The sequence below is a fragment of the Stenotrophomonas sp. YJH_SMC_10 genome (genome assembly GCF_059371555.1).
Window position 1 is genome coordinate 689,265 of sequence record NZ_JCAFUS010000001.1, and the last position, 23,152, is coordinate 712,416.

The 23,152-nt window shown below is 68.7% G+C and carries 19 protein-coding genes; 4 read left to right on the forward strand and 15 right to left on the reverse strand.

Going from position 1 to position 23,152, the window contains the following annotated elements:
* Positions 1–20 precede the first annotated feature (20 nt).
* Positions 21–845, reverse strand: a complete 825-nt coding sequence (locus AC5P9C_RS03175) for an alpha/beta fold hydrolase (protein WP_074725351.1) — start codon at positions 843–845, stop codon at positions 21–23.
* 185 nt (positions 846–1,030) lie between these two features.
* Here AC5P9C_RS03175 and AC5P9C_RS03180 point away from each other — a divergent pair, with 185 nt between their 5' ends.
* The gene (locus tag AC5P9C_RS03180) at positions 1,031–1,417 is read left to right on the forward strand and encodes a hypothetical protein (protein ID WP_164082318.1); all 387 of its coding nucleotides are present in this window, start codon (positions 1,031–1,033) and stop codon (positions 1,415–1,417) included.
* A gap of 76 nt (positions 1,418–1,493) precedes the next feature.
* Here the strand turns inward: AC5P9C_RS03180 and AC5P9C_RS03185 are convergent, their stop codons facing one another.
* The 13 genes from AC5P9C_RS03185 to AC5P9C_RS03245 form a co-directional block, all read right to left on the reverse strand.
* Positions 1,494–2,198, reverse strand: a complete 705-nt coding sequence (locus AC5P9C_RS03185; RefSeq protein WP_049470692.1) for a DUF2968 domain-containing protein — start codon at positions 2,196–2,198, stop codon at positions 1,494–1,496.
* A 105-nt stretch (positions 2,199–2,303) separates the two neighbouring features.
* On the reverse strand, positions 2,304–4,457 hold the full coding sequence (locus AC5P9C_RS03190) for a TadG family pilus assembly protein (protein ID WP_150826788.1): 2,154 nt from the start codon (positions 4,455–4,457) through the stop codon (positions 2,304–2,306).
* Positions 4,458–4,465: 8 nt separating this feature from the next.
* Positions 4,466–4,921 carry a DUF3613 domain-containing protein gene (locus AC5P9C_RS03195; RefSeq protein WP_343541419.1) on the reverse strand — a complete coding sequence of 152 codons (456 nt, stop codon included), beginning with the start codon at positions 4,919–4,921 and terminating at the stop codon, positions 4,466–4,468.
* Entirely contained in the window at positions 4,918–5,805 is an 888-nt protein-coding gene (locus AC5P9C_RS03200) for a tetratricopeptide repeat protein (protein ID WP_343541420.1), read from the reverse strand. The genes AC5P9C_RS03195 and AC5P9C_RS03200 overlap by 4 nt, the downstream gene beginning before the upstream one ends.
* Positions 5,805–6,740 (reverse strand): type II secretion system F family protein, encoded by a 936-nt coding sequence (locus tag AC5P9C_RS03205; RefSeq protein ID WP_343541422.1) that lies wholly within the window; start codon positions 6,738–6,740, stop codon positions 5,805–5,807. Before AC5P9C_RS03205 ends, AC5P9C_RS03200 begins: the two co-directional genes overlap by 1 nt.
* Before the next feature lie 28 nt (positions 6,741–6,768).
* Positions 6,769–7,725 (reverse strand): type II secretion system F family protein, encoded by a 957-nt coding sequence (locus tag AC5P9C_RS03210; RefSeq protein ID WP_049467647.1) that lies wholly within the window; start codon positions 7,723–7,725, stop codon positions 6,769–6,771.
* 2 nt (positions 7,726–7,727) lie between these two features.
* A complete protein-coding gene (locus AC5P9C_RS03215; RefSeq protein ID WP_049467645.1) occupies positions 7,728–9,077 on the reverse strand; it encodes a TadA family conjugal transfer-associated ATPase in 1,350 nt (449 codons plus the stop codon).
* The gene (locus AC5P9C_RS03220) at positions 9,062–10,318 is read right to left on the reverse strand and encodes a CpaE/TadZ family protein (RefSeq protein WP_049467643.1); all 1,257 of its coding nucleotides are present in this window, start codon (positions 10,316–10,318) and stop codon (positions 9,062–9,064) included. Before AC5P9C_RS03220 ends, AC5P9C_RS03215 begins: the two co-directional genes overlap by 16 nt.
* 28 nt (positions 10,319–10,346) lie before the next feature.
* Positions 10,347–11,705, reverse strand: coding sequence for a type II and III secretion system protein family protein (locus tag AC5P9C_RS03225; protein WP_343541426.1), 1,359 nt, complete (start codon positions 11,703–11,705; stop codon positions 10,347–10,349).
* An 18-nt stretch (positions 11,706–11,723) separates the two neighbouring features.
* Positions 11,724–12,761, reverse strand: coding sequence for a Flp pilus assembly protein CpaB (gene cpaB, locus AC5P9C_RS03230; protein ID WP_343541428.1), 1,038 nt, complete (start codon positions 12,759–12,761; stop codon positions 11,724–11,726).
* Positions 12,762–12,786: 25 nt separating this feature from the next.
* Complete coding sequence (locus tag AC5P9C_RS03235; protein WP_343541430.1) at positions 12,787–13,263, reverse strand: TadE/TadG family type IV pilus assembly protein; 477 nt, start codon at positions 13,261–13,263, stop codon at positions 12,787–12,789.
* Positions 13,260–13,805 (reverse strand): A24 family peptidase, encoded by a 546-nt coding sequence (locus AC5P9C_RS03240; RefSeq protein WP_326421679.1) that lies wholly within the window; start codon positions 13,803–13,805, stop codon positions 13,260–13,262. The genes AC5P9C_RS03235 and AC5P9C_RS03240 overlap by 4 nt, the downstream gene beginning before the upstream one ends.
* Positions 13,806–13,894: 89 nt before the next feature.
* Positions 13,895–14,083 (reverse strand): Flp family type IVb pilin, encoded by a 189-nt coding sequence (locus AC5P9C_RS03245; RefSeq protein ID WP_049467634.1) that lies wholly within the window; start codon positions 14,081–14,083, stop codon positions 13,895–13,897.
* Positions 14,084–14,764: 681 nt separating this feature from the next.
* Between AC5P9C_RS03245 and AC5P9C_RS03250 the strand changes: the two genes are divergently transcribed.
* The gene (locus AC5P9C_RS03250) at positions 14,765–15,745 is read left to right on the forward strand and encodes an AraC family transcriptional regulator (RefSeq protein WP_053506970.1); all 981 of its coding nucleotides are present in this window, start codon (positions 14,765–14,767) and stop codon (positions 15,743–15,745) included.
* Between the two features lie 18 nt (positions 15,746–15,763).
* Here the strand turns inward: AC5P9C_RS03250 and AC5P9C_RS03255 are convergent, their stop codons facing one another.
* Positions 15,764–15,982, reverse strand: a complete 219-nt coding sequence (locus AC5P9C_RS03255) for a hypothetical protein (protein ID WP_146038165.1) — start codon at positions 15,980–15,982, stop codon at positions 15,764–15,766.
* On the opposite strand from AC5P9C_RS03255, the gene AC5P9C_RS03260 reads away from it, so the two are divergent.
* Both AC5P9C_RS03260 and AC5P9C_RS03265 read left to right on the forward strand, forming a co-directional pair.
* Positions 15,981–22,148, forward strand: a complete 6,168-nt coding sequence (locus tag AC5P9C_RS03260; protein WP_495205068.1) for an ESPR-type extended signal peptide-containing protein — start codon at positions 15,981–15,983, stop codon at positions 22,146–22,148. The genes AC5P9C_RS03255 and AC5P9C_RS03260 overlap by 2 nt on opposite strands.
* Positions 22,149–22,209: 61 nt before the next feature.
* Positions 22,210–23,052 (forward strand): OmpA family protein, encoded by an 843-nt coding sequence (locus tag AC5P9C_RS03265; RefSeq protein ID WP_343543043.1) that lies wholly within the window; start codon positions 22,210–22,212, stop codon positions 23,050–23,052.
* Positions 23,053–23,152 lie beyond the last annotated feature (100 nt).

Here is a 23,152-nt window from a genome sequence, read left to right on the forward strand (position 1 = left end):
TGGGGCGCCGCCGCGGGACATCACTTGCGTGCGAACGCCAGCAGGTCAGTGTTGAACTGCTCGGCGTGGGTGATGGTCAGGCCGTGCGGGGCACCGGCATACACCTTCAGCTCGGCATCCCTGATGATCTGCGAGGACAGCTTGGCCGAGGCGTCGAACGGCACGATCTGGTCGTCATCGCCATGCACGACCAGCGCCGGCACGTCGATCTTCTTCAGGTCCTCGGTGTAGTCCACTTCCGAGAATTCGTGCACGCAGTCGTACTGGCCCTTGACGCCACCGAGCATGCCCTGCAGCCAGAACGCATCACGCATGCCCTGGGTGACGTTGTTGCCATCACGGTTGGCGCCGAAGAACGGGGTGGTCAGGTCCTTGAAGAACTGCGAGCGGTCGCCGCCGGTGCCCTTGCGGATGCCGTCGAAGACGTCCAGCGGCGTGCCGGCCGGGTTGGCATCGGTCTTCAGCATCAGCGGCGGCACCGCGCCGACCAGGACCACCTTGGCCACGCGCTTGCTGCCGTGGCGGCCGATGTAATGGGCCACTTCACCGCCACCGGTGGAATGGCCGACCAGGATCGCGTCCTTCAGGTCCAGCGCCTCGATCACCGCCGCCAGGTCGTCGGCGTAGGTGTCCATGTTGTTGCCATCCCAGGTCTGGCTGGAGCGACCGTGGCTGCGACGGTCGTGGGCGATCACGCGGAAGCCGTTCTGGCCCATGAACAGCATCTGCGGGTCCCAGGCATCGGCAGACAGCGGCCAGCCGTGGGCGAACACGATCGGCTGGCCGGTACCCCAATCCTTGTAGAAGATGCGGGCGCCGTCGGCGACGGTGACGAAGTTGCTCATTGAAGGTTCCTTGGCGGAAGGGAGGGAAGGCATCGGCGGTCTGCCGGTGCCTCCGGCAGTACAGCGCAGACGCGGGCGAGGGACTTGCACCGCTGTGGCGGATTGCAGCGGATGTGACGCGTATCGCTCTGGCGGGACCGGTGCCACGTGCCGAGGATGAGCGCAACCCGCCACAGGAACGCAGGATGCCTGCCACGCGATGGTCGCTGATGCTGTGCCTGCTGCTGCCCATGGCGGCACCGGCCCAGACCCTTGTCTACAAATGCGTGGACGGACCGCATCCGGTCTACCAGCAGACGCCCTGCCAGGGGCGTGCGGCGTGGCGCTGGGACGTGCCGGCAGAGCAGTCACTGTCCCGCGGCGCTGCGGCTCCCGTGGTTCCGGCACCGAAGGCGTCCGCCCGGCCGCGGCGTGCGACGCGGGCCCGGGGCGCGTTGATCACGATCAGTTCGGATGCGGTGGCCTGTGAGCGCGCGCGGCGCCAACGCGAGCAGGCGCTGCTCAAGCGCCGACGCACCGACTTCGTGCAGCGCCGGCAATGGGATGACGCGGTGCATGACGCCTGCCGATGAGGCGGTGGCGCGAACATGCCGGAAACAACAACGGCGCCCTGGGGCGCCGTCGTGTGCAATGCCGTGAGCGCAGGTCTCAGCGACCGTCGCTGGCCGCGGCCGGTGCGGGCAGGCTGTCCGGCTTGGGCAGGCTCAGCTCCGGGTTGCCCTGTTCGGCCTGCAGGATCTGGATGCGGCGCTGCAGGGCGTCCAGCTGGCTGTTGGTGCTCTGCACGTCGGTGCTGAGGCTGACCGCCTGCTGCTGGGCCTGCTGCAGGGCGGCACTGACCTGTGCCGACTGCGCCTGCTGCTGTTCCATTTCCTGCTGCAGGGTGCGCAGGCGTTCCTCGTTGTACGCCACCAGGCGCTCGGTGTAGCGCTTGCCCGCTTCAAGGCGGGTGGTGTCGATGTAGACCTGGGCCAGCTGTTCGGACTGCTGCGCGAAGGTGCGATAGACACGCTCGGCGTTGTCCACCGCGTCGGTCTTGATCACGCGCCAGAAGTTCTTCTCCTGGAACAGGGCGACGTAGTAGGTCAGGGTGTTGGCATTGAACAGCAGGCTGGCGCCGTAGTTGCCGTTGTAGGTGGTGCGCAGCTCGGTCAGCTGGCGCGAATCCATCAACTGCTTGAGCTCGTCCACGGTGTTGCGCACCACCGGCGCGCTGCGCGCCGGTTCGGCGGCCGCCTCACGGTCGCCACGGGCCGCCATCGCCGCCGGTGCCACCAGCATCATCGCCACGGCCAGCACTGCCGCGCTGCGCGCGGACCGGGCGAAGACCGCGCCCCCTGAAGTTTCTCGCATGTCTAGACCATCCACGGATGAGTGTGGGTTGAGTTGAAGGTGGTTCCCCGCCGGGAGTCTAGCATGGGCGCGGGCGTCGCCAAGGGCGCCCGTCACGGCTCGATTTCAGTAGACCAGCTGTGCGGCGCTGCACTGGATCGACTGCACGTTGACGTCGGTCCGGCCCAGTTCCAGGCCAAGCACGCTGGCCAGCAGGTTGGTCAGCAGGGTGCCGACGCTGTTGAGCACCGGCCGCAGTGCGGCCAGGATCGGCTTCAGCAGCGTGCACAGCAGCCCGCTGCAACTGACACTGCCGTCGGGGTTGGCGACGCCACTGCCGCCGGCGCCATCGAGGAAGCCGGCCGGTGCGGTCTGGATGTACGACGCCAGGTTGTTGCGCACGCAGCCGTTGTAGTCGATCAGGTTGCCGAGCAGGCTGTCGCAGCGGTTGATCAGCAGGCCGCCGACCAGCGAGCCCAGCAGCCCGTCGAGGACGCCGAGGCCCTGGCCGGTCACCGTCACCTTCAGCGCATCCCAGACCGGGCCGTCCTTGTGGCAGGTGGTCAGGTTCAGCAGCCCGCACGCATACGGCAGTCCCCCCGGCACGGTCCAGCTGTTGAGCGGCGCCAGCTGCTTGCTGGGATCGCCATCGCGCAGCAGGGGAATCAGTTTGTCGACGTCGTAGCGGGTGTTGGGCGGGAACGCCGCCTGCAGGTAGCGGTCGGCCAGCGCCTTGGCGGTGTCATTGGCGCTCATGCCCTGCTTGGGCGAGCTGAGCATGCCCGACAGCACGCGCAGCAGTTCGTTGACCAGGCCGGAGACCGCGTCACCGACCGCGAGCGGATTGATCCGGGTGGATCCGGTTTCGCCAGCGGCCAGGGTCAGGTTCTGCGAACTGGTCAGGGCGGGCAGGGTGATCCTGTCGTTGATCAATGGCTGGCCCAGCAGCTTCAGCAACTGTTCGTTCTGCAGGGTGGCGTCGCAGACATTGGCCTTGGAAAAGCGCTGCGCAGGGTCGACATTGCCGACGCAGGCGCGCAGTACCGACGCGTCCACCTGGATCGTCGCCCTGGGGGGACTTGCGCCGCACTGGATGCCGGTCAGCGTGCCCATGCCGTTGGCGATATCGACGTGCAGCGGCAGATGCAGGCGGGTGCCGAGCAGATTCAGCAGCGGCCCCAGCGCGAACAGGTTGTTGCTGTCCACGTCCGCCAGCAGCCGGACCTGCGCGTTGTAGGCACGGCTGCCGACGCCGCCGATGGCGATCGACGGCGGTTCGACCACGCCGGCCTGGATCTTGATGCCCAGCAGGTCCAGTCCCTTGACTGCCACGCCGTTGCCGTCGTTGGCGATGGAGATCGCGGTGTTGATCAGGTTGAGCACGTTGATCTGTGATTCCAGTGCGCTGCCGACGGTGCCGTCGGGCGAGACGACCTCGGCGAACAGGCCACCGCCGCCGGACTGGCTGCCAAGCACGATGTTGAGCTTGTTGATGTCCAGCTGGGTGGCGACCAGGTCGGACAGGGCGCGCAGCTGCGCGCCCACCGTGGAGTCGCGGCCGACCACGGTGGCGGTGGCATCGACCAGCTGCGCCAGCGAAACCCTGTTGACCGACAGCAGGCGGTTGAAGTCAGCCACGCTGAGGTTGGCGCTCACCGGGATGTTGAGGGCCTTCAACAGGCCCGAAGGGGTGACGTTGGCCTGCGCCAGGCCGTCATAGGACAGCACGGTGGCATTGGTGACGTCCAGGCCGACCAGGCGCAGGGTCGACAGCAGCACAGAATCGCCATTGGTGCGCAGCAGCTGCGAACCGACCGCGAACACCGCCGTGGGCTCGGCGCGGCGAGCCACCGCCTGCACGCTTACCGTGGGCAGGCTGGCATTCTGGCCGAAGAACGGCAGCACGCTGCGCTCGGCGATTACCTGGACCGCATTGCGCGGGTTGCTGGCATCGACGCTGGCAACGAAGCGGTTGCCGGTGCTCCGGCTGGCGCTCCAGTTGCCGCAGCGGATCTGCAGGGTGCCGGCGAACCTGTTCTGGGCCAGTGCGTTCTGCCGGGCCGCGCTGTTGTCGCTGTTGTCCGCGGTGCACAGCTCCAGCCGCTGTGCGCCGGCCAGCGCCGCCAGGTCGGCCACTTTCTGCGCATCACGCTTGGCCCAGAACAGGTAGCCGATCTCGACCAGGCCCAGCATGGCCAGCAGCGCCAGCATGACCAGCATCATCGTGACCGACATGCCGCCGCGCGGGCGGCTGAAGCTGAACTGGCGTGCGCGTCTCATGACCGACCTCAGCGTCCGGAGGAAGCGGCGTCCTTGGACCGGGCAACATCGGTCTCAAAGAAGTCCGGGATCTCGTGCTCAAAACTCTTCAGGTACCGCGCATAGCTCAACGTGGCCTGGTCACCCAGGATCGGCAGGCGCTGGCCAGCGTGCTGCCCGGATGCCTGCAGGCGGAACAGGTTGCGGGTGGCCTCGCCGCTCTGCAGGCGCGTGCGCGGCGCCGGCGGCGGGGGTGCGATGTCGGTTGCAACGGTTGCCGGTGGCGCCACCCTCCTCCCGGCCGGCGCGGGCAGCTCCACGGTGGGCAGCGGCTCGGCCTGCATCGGCGCGGTGGTCGCTGCCGACGGCGACGGGCCGCCGAGCATCTGTCCGGTCAAGGGCGGCTGCTGCGCCTGCACGGCACCGGCAACAAGCACGCAGGACAGCACAGGCAACAGGCGTCGGGTCAGGCGCATCGCGGTCATGGTGTGCTTCCGGTCGGGTGATCGGTGGCGCTGAAGCGTTCCAGCATCGACGCTGGCAGGCGCTGTGGATTGCGCGGGTCAGGTGGGTCGCGTTGCGGTTCTGCCGCCAGCCGCGTGCTGCCGGGCGCGCGTCCGCTGCCTTCGCTGGCAGTGCGCGCCGCCCCGTGGGCGTTGACGCTGGCAGCGGCCTGGCGCTGCTGCAGGCGTGTGCGGATCTGCTGGGCCTGCTGCTGGATGCTGCGCCGCGTTTCTTCGGTGAGGTTGGCCTGCACCGACAAGCGCTCTGCGGTGGCGGCGTCGCCACGCAGTACCGCCCAGAGCGCGAGGTTGGCAGTGGCCTTGGCGTTACCGGGCGAGAGTTCCAGCGCCTTGGCCAGCGGCTCGCGGGCCTGGTCGAACTGGCCGGCACGCAGCCGTGCATAGCCCAGGTCACCCAGGTAGTCGGTGTTCAAGGGCTGCAACTCGGTCGCGCGCGCCAAGTCCCGTTCGGCGCCGCCGTCGTCATCGCGGCGTGCGGCGATCAGGCCCAGCCCATGCGCGGCGGCGGCTGCCTGCGGTCCGCTGGACAGCTCGCGGTACAGCGCGGCTGCGGCGTCGGACTGGCCGGTCTCGCGCAGCGCGTCGGCCTGCAGCAGGCGCAGGGCCGGGCGATCGCCGTAGCGTTGGCGGAATGCCTCCACATGGGCCAGCGAGGCGTACCAGGCGCCCTGCTGCTGCATGCGCTCGATCAGTTCCAGATACGCGTTGCGGCTGTCCTGCGGGTCCGGTTCCGGTGGCGCAAGGCTGGGCGCCCGCACGTACTTGGGAGTGGTCGAGGCGCAGCCGCTGGCCAGGGCGGCGAGGGCGACGGCAAGCAACACGGCGGTGGTGCGCAGGGCAGGCATCAGGGCGATCCCATCTTGGACAGGGTGGTGGCCAGCGCGACCAGCGCTGGACCGGCAAGCACCAGCATCAGCGCCGGCAACAGGGTCAGCATCATCACCACGGTCATCTTCACCGACAGCTTGCCGACCTTCTCCTTCAACGTGTTGCGGCGCTGTTCGCGCAGGCGGAGGCTGAACTGGCGCAGCGGTTCCTGCACCGCGCCGCCATGCGCATGCACCTGCAGGATCAGCTGCATCAGGCTGGCCAGGTCGTCATCGGCGTAGACCTCGCTCAACCGCCGCAGTGACTGTGCGCGGGTACGGCCGTGGGTATAGGCCACATTGGCCTCCTGCAGTTCGCCGCCCAGCACCGGCAGCGCATCGCGCAGCTTGTCGCCCAGCGTCTGCAGGCTCTGGTCCATGCTGAAGCCCACGCCCTGCAGCAGGCGCAGCAGGTCGATCAGCAGGGGCAGCTCGTTCTCGACTGCGCGGCGGCGGCGCTTGACCCACGACGACAGCACGAACTTGGGCAGCAGCAGCCCGGCCGCCAGCGCCCCGATCACCACCATTACCCGGGCCAGTCCGTGCGCGCTGCTGAACGCCAGTGCCAGGGCCAGCACCAGCAGCGCAAGCAGCAGGCGCAGGCCGAGATAGATGGCGGTGCCACGGCGCGTGTTCCAGCCGGCCAGGTCCAGCAGCAGCTTGTCCTCGTTGGCCAGCAGCGCCGCCTCCAGGCGGCCGCCACTGAGCGAGCGGCCGAAGCGCTCGATCCAGCCCAGCGAGTCGCGGCGCGTGGCTTCGGTGTCGCGCGCGTCGTCGCGCGGCTGCAGGGCGGTCTTCAATGTGGCCGAGGTGCGGTGCTCGCGATGGCTGCGCACCCAGCCGGCAATGCCGAGCAAGGCCACACCGGCCGCCAGCACCAGCAGCGACAGGGCAAACCAGGCGCTGGCACTCATCGGGCACCTCCGGGGTGGCTGCGGGCGGTCATAGCGATTTGGCCAGGCGGTACAGCAGGAACGCCCCGAGCAGCTCCAGGCCGAGCGCGATCAGCAGGATCCTGTGCCCCAGCGGGTCGTGCAGCACCGGCTGGAAGAATGCGGGGCTGGAGATCGCCATCAGCACGGCACTGGCCGGTGGCAGCAGGCCCAGCACCCAGGCCGACATGCGCGTTTCCGAGGTGGTGGCTGCCAGTTCCTGCTGGGCCTGTTCCAGGTCGCGCATGAAATCACCCATGCGCTGCAGGATCTGGTCGGCCCGGCCGCCGATGCGCACACTCACTCCGATCACCACCGCCAGCACTTTCAGCACGTCCATGCGATAGGGCTGTGCGGCCAGGCTCAATGCACGGTCCAGGTCCATGCCGCTGCGTGCGTAGCGCACCGTGGTGTCCAGCAGGCTGCGCAGCGGCGCGCTGGTCTGCATCGAGGACACCTGGAACGCCGCCTGCAGGCTGTTGCCCAGCGCGGTCAGGCGGACCAGGTTGTCGAGGAAGTCCGGCATCTGGTGCAGCAGCTGCGCGCGCAGTCTGGTGATCCGGCGCATCACCCACAACCAGCAGCCCAGCAGGTACAGCAGCAGGGTCAGCGGGAACATCCAGGCCGTGCCCAGACGCATCGCCGCAATGATCGCAAGCGCCAGTCCCGGCACCAGCAGCATCAGGGGCAGCTTCCAGCCCGGCTGCAGCCCAGCGCGCTGCAGCACGCCGTCCCAGGGCAGCACCCGGTTGCCGCTGCTGGCCGGACGGGCCGGGTCGTTGGCCGCGGCCACGGAAGGCCCGGCCGGGACCGCGCCGGTCGCGCTGCCGCGCGCCAGCTGCTGCTCGGCATGCTGCAGCGAGGCCTGGCGCTGCTCGCGGCTGCTGGCAGCGCCCCACAGCCAGACCGCCAGCGCCAGCAGCACCGAGATGATGCTCAACACGCCCAGCAGCAGGCCGGTGCCCATGCTCAGAAGTCCCCGTAGAGCGATTCACGCAGTTGCTGGCGGAACGGCTCCAGCTTGTGCGAGTGCGGATGGAAGCCCAGGCCGATCCAGCGGTCGGTCTCGCGGCCGGCGGCGTCGATCTGCACTTCGTGGCGGAACATTTCCTGGGTGGTGATCAGGTTGTCGCTGACCCCGGTGATCTCGGTGATCGAGACCAGCACCCGGCGCCCGCTGCCCAGCCGCGAGATCTGCACGATGAAATCGATGGCGCTGGCAATCTGCCGACGCAGGCTGTCCTCGCTGCCCTGGAAGCCGGCAAAGCCGGCCAGCATCTCGATGCGGTACAGGCAGTCGCGCGGTGTGTTGGCGTGGATGGTGGCCATCGATCCGTCATGGCCGGTGTTCATCGCCTGCAGCATTTCCAGCACTTCGGCGCCACGCACTTCGCCGACCACGATGCGGTCAGGGCGCATGCGCAGGCTGTTGCGCACCAGATCGCGGATGCTGACCGCGCCCTGGCCCTCGGCGCCGCCGATGCGGCTTTCCAGGCGCACCACGTGCGGGTGGTTCAGCGAAAGCTCGGCCGTGTCCTCCACGGTGATGACGCGCTCGCTGGGTGGCACGTAGCTGGCCAGGGCGTTGAGCAGCGAGGTCTTGCCCGAACTGGTGCCGCCGGAGACCAGGATGTTGCAGCGGCCCAGCACCATCGCCTTCAGCAGGGCCTGCATCGGCGCGTCGAAGGTGCCCTTGGCGAGCAGTTCGTCGGGGGTGAACGGGTCCTTGCGGAACTTGCGGATGGACACCATCGGGCCATCCACCGCCAGCGGCGAGATGATCGCGTTGAGGCGGCCGCCGTTGGGCAGGCGCGCGTCGACCATCGGGTTGGAATCATCCAGCCGGCGGCCCAGCGGGGCAAGGATGCGGCGCAGGATGCGCAGCAGGTGGGTGTCATCGGTGAAGCGCTGGGTGGCGCGCTTGAGCTGCCCCCCCTGCGAAACGTGCACATCCTTGAAGCCGTTGATCAGGATGTCCTCGATGGAGGGATCATGCAGCAGGTCGTCCAGCGGGCCGAAACCGGTCAGCTCCTTGACCAGCCCCTCGGCGACCACCTGCATTTCTTCCTCGTTGATCGGGATGCGCCATTCCTGGATGAAGCCCACGGTCTGCACCTGCACCCAGCGGGCGATGGTGTCGGGGGCCCAGGAATCGATGTCGATGCGCTCGTCCTCGATGCTGTTGAGCAGATGCTCGTGCGCGGCCGACAGCACCTTCTGGTACTGCTCGGTCTGCGCGAACGGCAGGTGGCCCGGCGGACTCTCGGGCAGCACCGGGCGGGCAACGGCATGCGGGAAAGGAGTTACCTTGTCTTCCATTGCGATCCACCCAGGGCAAGGGAGAGTCTTTCCCGCAGGCCATGCGGCTGGACCGGGCAGGCGGCCGGGTCCAGCCGTGGCACGAGCGGGGCGAGGGCACGCAGGTAGGGATCGCGCGGCGCATCCTGCAGCAGCAGGTGGCCCTGGCTGGCGGCCAAGCGCACACGCGGTCGTTCAGGCAGTGTCGCCAGCAACGGCACTTCGAAGCGGCGTGCGATCTGCTCCGGGCTCATGCCGCTGCTGTCGTCGTGGCGGTTGATCACCAGCTGCAGGCGCTTCTCGCGCTCGCGCTGGCCGGCCAGGTGCTTCAGCGCCTGGTCCAGCGAGACCAGCGTGGCGATCGACGCATCGGTGACCAGCCAGATCTCGTCGGCCTGGTCCAGCAACAGCGGCGGCAGCTGCCGCAGCGGGCAGCCGCCGGCATCACACAGCACGCTGGCGAACACCCCGCGCAGGCGCTGCAGCAGCGCGCCAGGGTCGGACGGCGGCACGGCGTCACTGCCGCCGGCACGGTCCAGCAGCACCAGCCCGGAGTCATGGCGCGCCATCGCGGTGCGGGCGAGGGTGGCATCGATGCGGCTGGCGTTGCGCAGCGCATCCTCATAGTGGAAGCGGCTGTCGAGATTGAGGTACAGCGCAAGGTCACCGGACGGCTGTGCCAGTTCCATCAGCAGGCCGTCCTGCTGCACTGCATCGCCCTGGGCCAGGGCCCGCGTCTGTTGCGCCAGCACCGAAAGATGCGCGGCCAGGGTACTGGTGCCGACGCCGGCGCGCACGCCCAGCAGCACGATCAGGCGCGCCTTGTGCGCGTTCTGCGCAACCGCGGCCGGGCGTGGTGACAGCGCACGGCGCAGGGCGGCCTCGATGCCGGCGTTGTCGCTGTCCAGGTCCAGCACATCGCGCAGGCCGGCGCGCAGGGCAATCACCACGCCTTCGACCTGGCCGGCGCTGGTGGCGCCGACCGCGACCAGCGCCAGGTCCGGTTGGGTCTGCTGCAGCTGCTGTGCCAGCACGCTCGAGGCAGCCGCGTGCTCGGGCCGGAAGTCCAGTAGCACCAGGCTCTGCGGGCCGCGTTGCAGGTCCTGCGCCGAGGTCGGCGCACTGCTGTCCTGCCAGTGCAGGCTGGTGGTCGGCGGCAGCTTGGCGGCCAGCCGGGGCAGCAGTTCGCGGTCGATGCCGTACAGGACCAGGTTCATCGGCGGTCCTTGCGGATGCAGCGGCTGGGCGGTGGCGTAGGGCATGGGCGTGGTTCCGCAGGCGTCATGGAGGTCAGCGCGAGAAGCCGGGCACAGGGTCCTGGCTGACCGGCCCCAGCAGCCAGGAACCCCATTCGGGAAGATGCGGCTTGGCTTCGCGCTCGCCGGGCAGCGGCAGTTCGGTGTTGCGTGCCAGCGGCTGCACCAGGCGCGGGGTGACGATGATCACCAGTTCCTTGTCCTGGCGCTTGTAGTCGAAGTTGCGGAAGAACGAACCAATGATCGGCAGGTCGCCCAGCAGTGGAATCTTGTTGACGTTGGAGACGATGTTGGAGCTGACCAGGCCGCCGATGACGAAGCTCTCGCCATCGCCCAGCTCGACCGTGGTGTCGGCGCGGCGGGTGGTGATCGAAGGGATCTGCACGTTGTTGAGCACGATCGCGTTGCTGTAGTCCAGATCGCTGGCCTCCGGTGCCACCTTCAGCGCGATCCGGTTCGCGGCCAGCACGGTCGGGGTTACGGTCAGGCCGATGCCGAAAGGCTTGTAGGTGATGGTGGTGGTGCCCAGTCCCTGCGGTTCGAGGATCGGCAGTTCGCCACCGGCCAGGAAGCTGGCGCTTTGGCCGGACAGTGCCACCAGCGTCGGCTCGGCCAGCACGCGCGCCATGCCATTGCTCTGCAGCAGTTCGACATCGGCATTCCACAGCCCCTTGGTCGAGCCGAACACCAGCCGGAACGCCGAAGAAATGGGCGACGTTGCTTCGTTGCTGCTGTTGCCTTCCTTCATGCCGGGCAGCAGGCCGGTATTGCCGGGCAGGCCGGTGCCGGGCCGTGCGAAGCCATAGGCGAAGCCGCCGTTGCGGTTCTGGAAGTTGATGCCGATCTGCTTCATCGCGGTCTTGTTGAACTCGACCACCTTGACCTCGACCTGGACCACGCCACCGCTGCTGATGGTGGATGTATCGGCAAGGACCCCATCCTTGCCCAGCGCCATCGCTGCGGTGCGCTGCGCCTGCATGTGCGAGAGCACGCTGTCGGTGCTTCCCTGCAGCAGGCCCTGCTGGTCCTGCTGGGTGAACACCAGGTCGTTGCCGCCGGTACGCGCGGCGCCCTGCACGGCGCTCTCCACCCTTACCGTCAACCGCTGTGGCTCGGCCTGCCTGCGGTGCCACAGCAACAGGGTGGTGGTGCCGGGGGTCTTGCCGACCAGCAGCGCCTGGCGCTGGCCGCGCAGCATCACGAGGTCGGCCACGCCGGGGTCGGCAATGGCCACGCGCTCCAGGTCGGCCGGCAGGGTCCACGGGCGCTGCTCGCGCGCCTGCAGCACCAGATCGTCGGCGGCCACGCTTGTTGCCGGTGCCAGCAGCACCAGCAGCAGGGCCAGCCAGCGCTGGCGGGGGGAGATGCGTGGACGGCAGCGGCGTTCGGTCATGGATGCACTCGATGCAGGTCAGAGGGAGCCGCGAGGCGCGGAGCTGTCGCCGCGGATGATCTCGATGCCGGACGCGCGCGGCGCGCTGCGGCGTGGCGCCTGCGCCCGGCCCGGTGTGTCGGCGCCGGTGCGCGCCGGCGCCGTGCCACGGCCGGCCAGCGCATCGCTGTCGATGCCGGCGAAGGCATGGTTTTCCGGGCGCTGAAGCGCCAGCTGCTGTTCCGCATCCAGCCCGCGCAGGGGATCGATCACGCCGCGCGACTGCGGAAACAGCGCCAGGTCGGGCTGGCCGGTGTCGGCGGGATTGCGCAGTGCCAGGAACAGCTTGCCCTGCTGCGCGCCCAGCAGCAGGCGATTGGCATCGGCCACGGGCACGGCCAGCACCGCACTGCGCGCGGGCTGCGCCGGCTCAGTGTTGTTGGCACGGCTGCTGCCGCTTCCGGTGATGTCGGCTGCGCGTGGATCGTTGCGGGTGTCGACGTCGCTGCCGGTGGAGACCTCCGTGGCGACCGGCGCAATGTCCTGCTGGCCGTAGCTCAGCACGCGCAGGCGCGACAGCAGCAGGCGCGTCTGTCCGGCTTCGCCGGGGCCGTTGACGCTGGGCTGGGCGTTGCGCAGGTTGAGGAAGACGTCGACGAAGTCGCCAGGAAGGATGCGGTTGCCAGCACCGACCAGTTCGTCCACGGGCACGGCCAATGCGCGCTCGCCCGGCCGCAGTTGCAGCGAGAAACCCTGTGCCAACGCGCTGCTGCTGATCGGGCTGCCTTCGGCGATGTCCTGCACCGGCACTTTGCCGACCACGGCGGCGATGCTGGTGGCGGCGCCGGCGACCGGCGTGGTGCGCTGGGCCAGGCGCAGGCCGTTGGCGCTGATCGGCTCGCCCGCGGGCAGGCGTGCCACGGCTTCCACGACGGTGATTGCCTGCGCCTCGCTGTGGGCCACCGGCGCGACTGTGGTGGGTGCGGCCGGCTTGCGTCCGATCATGAAGGCGACCAGCGCCAGCAGCACGGCCAGGCCTATCAGGGCAATGGCAGCGATGCGGGTCAACTTGAGCATGGAATCGTCTCCAAAATACCGAGCATCAATTGCCGCTGCCGAGATCGAGCTGGGCGACCGCGACGCTGCGGATGGGGGCCTGCATCACCCACCGGTACAGCGTGGCGGTGCCGGGCAGGAAGGGATGGCTGGCGTAGTCGTAGCTGACCGTGACGGTCATGCACTGTGCCGTGGCCAGGCCGGCGCACGGTGCCTGCGCCGACACCACGATGGCATTGCTGCCGCCGGCGCTGCAGTCGACGTTCTGCTTGGAAAACTGCAGCAGCCACTGCATCGATGTGCGCGCGGCGACGCAGGCGGCGGTGCGACGTTCGCCGGCTGTGCCGTAGCGCAGCGAGGCACGCGCACCTTCGGCCGAGGCGGTGGCCAGGGTCTGCTGCGCCGCCATGATCATCACGCCGGAAAACGTGAAAAGCAGCAATGGCAGCAGGCCCAGCATCAGCACCAGGGCGAACTCGATGCTGGCGGCGCCACGTTGCAGGCGAGGGCCGTGGACGTTCATGGAGCACCTCCGTAGATGCGGACCAGCACCCAGCCGATGGCCGCCAGTGCCAGATACGCCGCATAGGGAATGCCGCGTCGCCCCTGGCGGGCGGCCTGCATGTCGCGTAGCGCCGGATGGGATTGCCACTGCGTGCTGGTGCGGCTGACCTGCATCTGCAGGTGGCCGGGCAACAGCACGCCCAAGCGGCGGCCCGCCAGCACCACCGCCGCGTGCACTCCGGCAGCGAGGCTGGCCACCAGCCAGACCGGCAGCAGCGCCTGCCAGCCCAGCATCAGCCCCAGCACTGCGAAGAACTTCACGTCGCCGGCGCCCATCCAGCGCAGGGCGTAGAACGGCAGCAGGGCCAGCAGGCCGAGCACCGCGCCAGCGACGTGGGGCAGCCAGGGCAGGCGAGGTGCGCTGAACTGGCCGGCGATGATCGCGAGCGCAGCGATGACGCCCGCACCCACCAGCCAGGTATTGGGCACCCTGCGGGCGTACAGATCACTGATCGCGATCCGCAGGCACACGCCGATGGCCAACAATCCCAGCAGTGTCATCGCACACTCCGTCGTCCGTCACTGGACGGTCTTCACCTGGTTCCCTGCCCCCCGTGGCCGCGGGCCTCAAGGCGGCCCGCGGTCGCCGCCTAGGTCGTCGAGCCGGACGCCTTGGTGGCCAGTGCGGAGAGGTTCTTGAACAGCGTTTCGAAGAACCCCTTGATCTGGTCGTTGCCGACCGCGATCAGGACGCCAGCGATGACGGCAGCCAGCAGCCCGTACTCGAGCGCGGTGACACCGTCTTCTTCCTTCAGGAATTTGCGGACCGATGCGTTCATGACCAATGTCTCCCTCTACCTGTCTGCGGATGCAGTACACCTGCGTTGGGCGGTGGCCCGGCTCCGCCGGGATCGTCCGTGGCCCCCGCACGTCCTGGCGGGGGAGGCACGGCGGGACGGGCCCGCCGTGCTCAAGCAGGGTGATCGTTTCCCGGCGGGACACGGGCCGCGCGGTCGCGACCGCACGGCGCAGGGCCGTTGGTCGAGGCATCCGATGATGCGTGCTTGGTCATGCTGTCCCCTGGGTGCGGCCGGATCAGATGGCCGGATCACCGTGGTATCGACTTTGCCTGAATGGAAGTTGGCTGCAACAGGAACCTATATGCAAATTCGGCAGAAACCCCGCTGCCCTGAAACTTTCAGATTTTTTCTGTGACGCAAATCCATTCCCAGGCAAAACGATTCATCGTCGTGTAGATAATGTGATTCCGCATGCGAAAACCATGCCAGCGGCTCCGACATTTTCTTCACCTGTGTATCTACTTTCTTCATGCCGGTCCATGGCTTTACCGCTGCGGATTATCGGGCATACTCGCATTCAAGCTCTTGCATTGATTTGTACGATCGCATCGACGCCAGCGCGGCTGGCGTGGCAACGGAAATGGATTCTGGATCGTTGTGCGCCCTGTCAGGCAGTGGGGGCCGCAGCGGATGGCGGATCAACGGGGGGACAACACTGTCATGGTCGATGGTGGGGTAGGAGACAGCGACGACAGCGGCCTGCGGTCGATAGACCTGGCGACGCTGGGCGGGGTGCTTCGTGTCTGTGATGTCGAACTGCTGCTGCTGGATGGCAACGGGCCACGTGCGGCGTTTGCTTCGCGCGTGCACGAGGAAGCCCTGTTCTGCAGCATCAGCTGCGGTTTCCATTGCCGTGGCCGCTTCATGCTGCCACCGGACTGGGCGATGCTCGGTTACCTGCACGCCACGGATGAAACGCAGAGCTGGTGCCACGGCGTACCGCTGACGGCGGGCATGGCGTTGACGATCATGCCGGAGGGCATCAGTGAGTTCACCCTGAGCCCGGGCACGCACATGACCCTGATGCTGGTGCCGGTGGCGCGGGTGCAGCGCAAGCTGACCGAGCTGAGCCTGCGCAGCACGCCACCGGCCGGCCAGGCCCTGTCACTGTTCACCCTGGGCAGCGAAGCCACGCCGCTGGCGCGCCATTACCAGCAGCTGCACCTGCAACTGGGGCAGGGCGCCGGCCTGCAGCCGGAAGAAACCGAGCATCTTCTGCACGAGCATGTGCAGGCCCTGCTCGGCGCGGGTGCGGCGGATCGCCCGGGGTGCAGCCGCGCGCGGCGCACGCATTATCTGATCGCGCAGCGGGCAGAAAACTTCATGCGGCTCAACCTGCGCCGCAATATCTACATGAATGAAATATGCGATGCCGCCGGTGTCAGCGAACGCGGCCTGCGCTACGCGTTCGAGGATCTGTTCGGCACTTCGCCCAATCGTTATCTCTCCATGCTGCGCCTGTGCGCGGCGTGCCGCAGCCTGTCGATGGCCGATTCCAGCCGTCGCTCGGTGAAGGCCATCGCGCTCAGCTGCGGCCTGTGGGACCTGTCGCGCTTCGCTGACAATTACCGCAAGGTATTCGGCGAGCTGCCGCGCGACACCCTGATGCGCGCCCCCGCGCAGATCGGCCAGCCGGCCTGAGCCAAGCCCTGCAAGGGTTTACCCGGCATTCGTGCCGGAATTGCGCATCCGCTTGCCGATCGTGTTGCCGCTTCTGCATAACCGGCTGCCGATTCCGGCCGTGGATTTGCCGGAATGCGCGATTGCCGTGCCGGATTGAAGTGCGCCAGCTCCGTTGCAACCGCTGAAATGACAGTCACCTGCCTCGCGGCAAGTCCACTGACATTCCAGTTGTTCGTCTACGGGGGAAATGCTCATGAACCGCATCTACCGGCGTGTATGGAACCGCCAGCTCAATGCTCTGGTGGTGGCCTCGGAACTGGCCACCGGCGACAGCGGTGGCAGTGCCGCACGCGATCCGCGCACATCCCTGCTGATGCCCACCGCGCTGGCTCTGGCACTGTTGTGCGTGCTGGCCAGCGGCCACGCAGGAGCATCGGAGACCAATCAATCGCTGCGTGACCTGCAGGCGCTGGCTGCCAAGTATGCGCAGCCGATGCCGGTCAAGGTCGACGCGGAAGTCGCCCTGGCCGCTGCCGCACGACAGGCGCAGAGCAGCCCGGCACTCAGCGCGGACGCCCGCGTGGGCCTGCAGCTGAACACCACGTCGCTGCCGCTGGTGCGCGACGTGCTGCCGGCCACGGTGCAGGTGAAGCTGGCAGCGAACACCGCACCGAAGCAGATTGCCGTGCCGGCGCTGGCGGCCGATGTCCGCGCCAATGTGGGCCTGGGCAACGCCGCGACCAGCGCGGCACAGGTGGATGCGTCGCTGGCCGCGCACGTTGCGCCGGGCGCGCAGTCAACCGGGGTTGTCGCTGCTGGGGCGCGCGCCAAGGCCAAGGTCGGCGTCGCCGGCCGTCAGATCGCTTCGCTTGATGCGGGTACGCACGCCTCGGCCGGCCTGCGGGGCGCAACCGCTGGGTCGCTGCCCGGGCTGGACACCACACTCGACAGCCGGACCGACGCGCGCCTGGCGGTAGCCGGCCATCACATCAACGGGCAAGGCCAGGCCAGAGCGACGGCGGCCGTCCGCTTGCCAGCCAAGGAAGAGTTGCCGGGTGAAACCCACGATCGTGCCATCAGCGCCGCGTTCGACACCGGCGCCGCCGGCAAGGTGCGCGTGCAGGCGCCGGACGGCCAGGAAGTCGTCGCCGACCGCAACCTGAAGCTGGCTGGGCAGACGGCCGTAGCCGCGCAGCACAGCGCGCTCGGGGTTGGCAATCTGGTGGGCGGCGCCGTGGGCGCCGTGGGCGGCACGCTGCAGGGCGCTGCCGGCGCGGTCGGGAGCACGGTGGGTGGCGCGCTGAGCGGCACGGTCGGCCAGGTCGGCAGTGCCGTGGGTGGCACGCTCAACAACACGGTCGGTGCTGTCGGTGGCGTAGTGGGCGGTGCACTCAACGGCGCCGTCGGCACGGTCGGCAGTGCAGTGGGCGGCACGCTCAACAACACCGTCGGTGCGGTCGGCGGCGCAGTGGGCGGTGCCCTCAACGGCACGGTTGGCTCCGTCGGGAGCACTGTGGGTGGCGCACTGAATGGCACCGTCGGCACGGTCGGCACGGTCGGCAGTGCAGTGGGCGGCACGCTCAACAACACGGTCGGTGCGGTCGGCGGCGCAGTCGGCGGTGCCCTCAACGGCACGGTTGGCTCAGTAGGAAGCGCAGTGGGTGGCGCACTGAACGGCACGGTCGGCACGGTCGGCAGTGCAGTGGGCGGCACGCTCAACAACACGGTCGGTGCTGTCGGTGGCGCAGTGGGCGGTGCCCTCAATGGCACGGTTGGCACGGTAGGAAGCGTAGTGGGTGGTGCACTCAACGGCGCCGTCGGCACGGTCGGCAGTGCAGTGGGCGGCACGCTCAACAACACCGTCGGTGCGGTCGGCGGCGCAGTCGGCGGTGCCCTGAACGGCACGGTTGGCTCTGTCGGGAGCACCGTGGGTGGTGCACTGAACGGCACCGTCGGCTCTGTCGGCGGCGCGGTGGGCGGTGCCCTCAATGGCACCGTTGGCACGGTCGGCAGTGCAGTGGGTGGCACGCTCAACAACACGGTCGGCGCGGTCGGTGGCGCAGTGGGCGGTGCCCTCAATGGCACGGTTGGCTCTGTCGGGAGCACCGTGGGTGGCGCACTGAACGGCACCGTCGGCCAGGTCGGCAGTGCAGTGGGTGGCGCGCTCAACAACACGGTCGGTGCTGTCGGTGGCGTAGTTGGCGGTGCACTCAACGGCGCCGTCGGCACGGTTAGCAGTGCAGTGGGCGGCACGCTCAACAACACCGTCGGTGCTGTCGGTGGCGCAGTGGGTGGCGCACTCAACGGCACCGTCGGCACGGTCGGCAGTGCAGTGGGTGGCGCACTGAACGGCACCGTCGGCACGGTCGGCAGTGCAGTGGGTGGCACGCTCAACAACACGGTCGGCGCGGTCGGTGGCGCAGTGGGCGGTGCCCTCAACGGCACGGTTGGCTCTGTCGGGAGCACCGTGGGTGGCGCAGTGAACGGCACCGTCGGGACGGTCGGCAGCGCGGTAGGCAGCACGCTCAACAACACGGTCGGTGCGGTTGGCGGCGCAGTGGGCGGTGCCCTCAATGGCACGGTTGGCTCGGTAGGAAGCGCAGTGGGTGGCGCACTCAACGGCACCGTCGGCACGGTCGGCAGCGCAGTAGGTGGCGCACTCAACGGCACCGTCGGGACGGTCGGCAGTGCAGTGGGCGGCACGCTCAACAACACGGTCGGCACCGTCGGTGGTGCAGTCGGCGGCATTCTCAACGGCACCACGGGCAGCCCCGGCACTGGCCTGGGCGGCGTGCTGGGCGGCGTGCTGGGTAGCACGCTGGGCAACGTCGGCAGCGCGGTGGGCAACCTGCTCAACGGCAATCTCAATGGCACCGTCGGCAACCTGGGCAGCGCCGTGGGTGGCCTGGTGGGTGGCACGCTCGGCAGTCTCGGCCTGACCCAGCCGTCGGCGATCCCGCCGACCAGTCCGAAGGCGCCGGCGCCGGCTGACCCGAATGCCGGCCTGATCATCGGCACCGGCGGCCTGGTCGGCAATGTCGGCCAGCTGATCGGGCCGACCACCACCAGCCTGTTCGGCGGCGATGGCTACGTCAGCAACGGCAATCTCAAGCTGAGCAACGCCAACGTCATGCAGACCTATTCGGCGGTCAACGTGCTGGGTCTGCCGGTGGTCAACCTGTCGCCGGTCGGCAGCACCCTCAATGGCCTGGGCGGCGCGGCCACGGGCGGCAGCTCGCACCTGACCCTGATCGGTGGCGTGACCTCCGACAGCTACATCTACAACATCAACAACGGCAATCCCGGTGGCCTGCTGGGCCTTCTTCTGCCGACCGATTCGCCGGCGTGGGCGGCCAAGTGCCTGGACATCGCGCTGGCCGACATCTCCTGCTGGGCCGTCAACGCCGCGCAGGACTACCAGGTGCTGATGGGTGACGGCGCCTTTGCCAACGGGTCGAAGGAAGTGGTGATCGGTGCCAACGCACGGCATGAGCTGCCGAAGGTCGATGCCAACGTCGCCTTCCCCGGTGATGGCGTGAATGATCCCAGCAACCCGACCGGCGTGCCGACGGCCGACTATGCCGCGCGTATGGGCCATTCGGTGATCGTCGGCGACAGTGCCGTCGGCACCGCCAACGGGCAGACCCTGCTGGGTGCCGAGTCCACCTCCAACCAGGCCAACTCGGTCGCGCTGGGCTACCGCTCGGCCGCACTGCGTGGCGCGCAGGCCAGCTACAGTGCCTACGGCCTCACGGCGCCGCAGGTGTCGGCCGGTGAAGTGTCGGTGGGCACCGCCGGCGGGGGCGAGCGCCAGATCACCAACGTGGCTGCGGGCAGCGGCAACACCGACGCGGTCAACGTCGCGCAGTTGAAGGGGGCCATCAGCCTGATCAACGGCGTGGCGGATGCGGCAGTGACCTACGATCTGGACGCCGGCGGCAATCCGAACTATCGCCGCGTCACCCTCGGTGCAGGCACGGGCACCACCACCATCGGCAACCTCGCCGCCGGTGCGGTCACCGCGGGCAGCCTCGAGGCCGTCAACGGTGGCCAGCTGGCGGCAACCAACAGCGCCATCGCCAGCTTCTTCGGTGGTCGTGCAGCCTTTGACCCGGCCAGTGGCATCTTCACCGCACCGCTGTTCGAGATCAGCACGATCTCCACCACCGGCGCCATCGCCCAGGGCCTGTACACCAACGCCACCGATGCGTTCGCGGCGGTGGATGGTTCACTGGTCAACCTCAACACGCAGATCACCGATATCCGCAACGGCGGTACCAAGTACCTGCGGGTGAACTCGACCGGTACCGAGGCTGTGGCCAGCGGCGCCGATTCGATTGCGGTCGGCACCAATGCGCGGGCGACGGCGGCCAACAGCATCGCGGTGGGTGCGGGAAGCCTTGCAGATCGTGCCAACACGGTTTCCATCGGTGCTGCTGGCGCAGAGCGTCAGGTCGTCAACGTGGCGGCCGGTACCGCGGCCACCGATGCGGTCAACGTAGGACAGTTGCAGGCATCGGAGCAGGGCGCGCTGCGCTACGACCTCAACGCCGATGGCAGCGTCAACTATGCCAGCGCCACGCTGGGCCAGACTGGCACCGCCACCACGCTGCGCAACCTCGGCCCGGGCCAGGTCAGCGCCACCAGCAGTGAGGCCATCAACGGGGCCCAGCTGTTCGCCGCCAACCAGGCGGTGGCCACGCACCTGGGGGGTGGCGCCACAGTCGATGCCAACGGCGTGCTGACCGCGCCGACCTACTCGATCAACAACGTGGCCGCCAACGGCACCATCACCCGGGGCAGCTACAACGATGTCGGCACCGCCTTCGATGCGGTCAGCAACTCGCTGGCCAACGTTGCCGACCAGACCGGCGAGATCGACAAGCTGGCCGTGAAGTACGACGTCGATGGCGCTGGCAACGTGCTCAACAGCGTGACGCTGACGGGTACCGGCAGCGGCGCGGTGAAGATCACCAACGTGGCCGCCGGCAGCATCCTGGCCGGCAGCACTGATGCCATCACCGGCGACCAGCTGTTCAACACGAACAGCACCCTCGCCAACTACTTCGGTGGCAGCACCGCCTACAACGGCAGCACCAATGTGTGGACCGCGCCGACGTTCAGCATCTCCAGCATCGCCACCGATGGCACCTTCACCAGTGGCGATTACAACAACGTCACCGCGGCCTTCACTGCCGTGGACGGTTCGCTGAGGATCCTCAACCAGCGCATCAGCAACGGCGGCGGTGGCAGTGCCTACCTGGCGGTGAACTCGACCGCGGCGGCGGCAAGCGCGGCCGGTGCCGAAGCGGTGGCCGTGGGCCCGCAGGCCAGTGCAGCCGGCGCCAACAGCGTGGCGGTCGGCAACGGGGCCAGCAGCAGCGCCGGCAACAGCGTGGCGCTGGGTGCAGGTTCGGTGGCCAGCGTCGGTGCGCAGAGTGGCTATACCGGGGCCTACGGGCAGACCGGCGCCAGCAGTTCCGCTGGCGAGGTGTCGATCGGCAGCAGTGGCAGCGAACGCAAGATCACGCATGTCGCCGACGGTTCCGATGACCATGACGCGACCAACGTCGGCCAGCTGAAGAACGGCGTGAACTACGCCATCGACCAGTCCAAGGCCTACACCGACCAGAAGATCCAGAACATCACCAACGTCGCCGGCAGCTTCCGTGCCAACAACACCAACAACCTGGCCGACCCATCCGCCAGCGGTGCCAACTCGGCCGCCGGTGGTGCAGGCTCCAGCGCGGCCGGGGCCAACGCGACCGCGCTGGGCAATGGTTCACAGGCGCAGGCCAACAACTCGGTGGCGCTGGGTGCGGGCTCGGTGGCCAACCGTGCCAACACGGTCTCGGTGGGTGCCAGCGGTGCCGAACGCCAGGTGGTCAACGTGGCCGACGGTTCGCAGGCCACCGACGCGGTCAACGTGCGCCAGCTGCAGGCCTCGCAGCAGGGCACGATCCGCTACGACACCACGGTCAATGGGGCCACCAACTACAACAGCGTCACCCTTGGCAGCACCAGCAGCGGGCCGACCACGGTACGCAACGTCGCTGCCGGTACCGCCGGTACCGACGCGGTCAACGTGGACCAGCTGAAGTCGGGCATGGCGCAGACCCTGGACTGGTCCAAGGCCTATACCGATGAGCGCATGGGCGGCTTCGAGCGCGACCTGCGCAAGACCGACAACCGCGCCTCGGCCGGTATCGCTTCGGCGATGGCCACCGCCGCCCTGCCGCAGCCCAGTGAAGCGGGCCGCAGCATGGCCTCGATCGCGGCCGGCAGCTACAACGGCGAATCGGGCGTGGCGGTGGGCATCTCCGGTGTCTCCGAAGGCGGTCGCTGGATCTACAAGTTCAGCGGTTCGACCAACAGCCGAGGCGAGGCCGGCGTGGCCGTCGGTGCCGGCATCCAGTGGTGATCCCCGCGGCCGGGCCGCACGCGCGGCCCGGCATCGCGGAAACGTCTACAGGGGGAATGACATGAAACCGCATCGTATCGCCCGCGCCGGCCGGTTCGCCGCAACGCTGGGCCTGGTCCTGGGGTTGGGCCTGCTGGCCGCGTGCCGCAGCCATGCGCCGGCCGCCGAGGGTCCGGCCGACGCCACCACCGTGCACTTCCCGGAGGTCTCCAAGGCCTCGCTGAAGGAAGGCATCTATCCCGACGTTGCCGACCTGCGCCGGTTCGCACCGGGCATGAGCAAGCGGCAGCTGTACACACTGCTGGGTACGCCGCATTTCAACGAAGGCATGTGGGGCGTACGCGAGTGGAATTACCTGTTCAATTTCCGCACCGCACAGGGCGCGGAGTACTTCACCTGCCAGTTCCAGGTCCGCTTCGACAGCAAGGGCATTGCGCAGGCGGGCTACTGGAAGCCGGAATCATGCGCGGCCGTGCTCGAGCCGCCGCGGCCACCGGCACCACCGGCACTGGCGCCGGCGCCGCTGCCGGAACAACCGCTGCGGCTGTCGGCCGACGCGCTGTTCGGCTTCGACAGCGCAGTGCTCAGTGCCGAAGGGCAGCGCGCGGTGCAGGGCATCCTGGCGCAGGTACGCGAGGCCGCACAGGTGCAGTCGATCCGGGTGACCGGCTACACCGACCGCATCGGCAGCGCCAGCTACAACCAGGCGCTGTCGCAGCGGCGTGCCGAGGCGGTGCGCGCTGCGCTGGTGCAGGGGGGCGTGCCGGCCGCCAGCATCAGTGCCGAAGGACGCGGTGCCGCCGAGCCGATCGTGCAGTGCGCGCAGCACAACCGGCGTGAGCTGATTGCGTGCCTGGCACCGAACCGGCGCGTGCAGATCGCCGGCATGGCGCAGCCGCGTTGAATTTCCTGCGCCGGGGCAATGCCCCGGCATCCCGAGTCCCCCCTGACTGCCGGCAGGCGTGGCAACGTCTCCCCCGTCGTCCACGCCTGCCGGCGGCTCA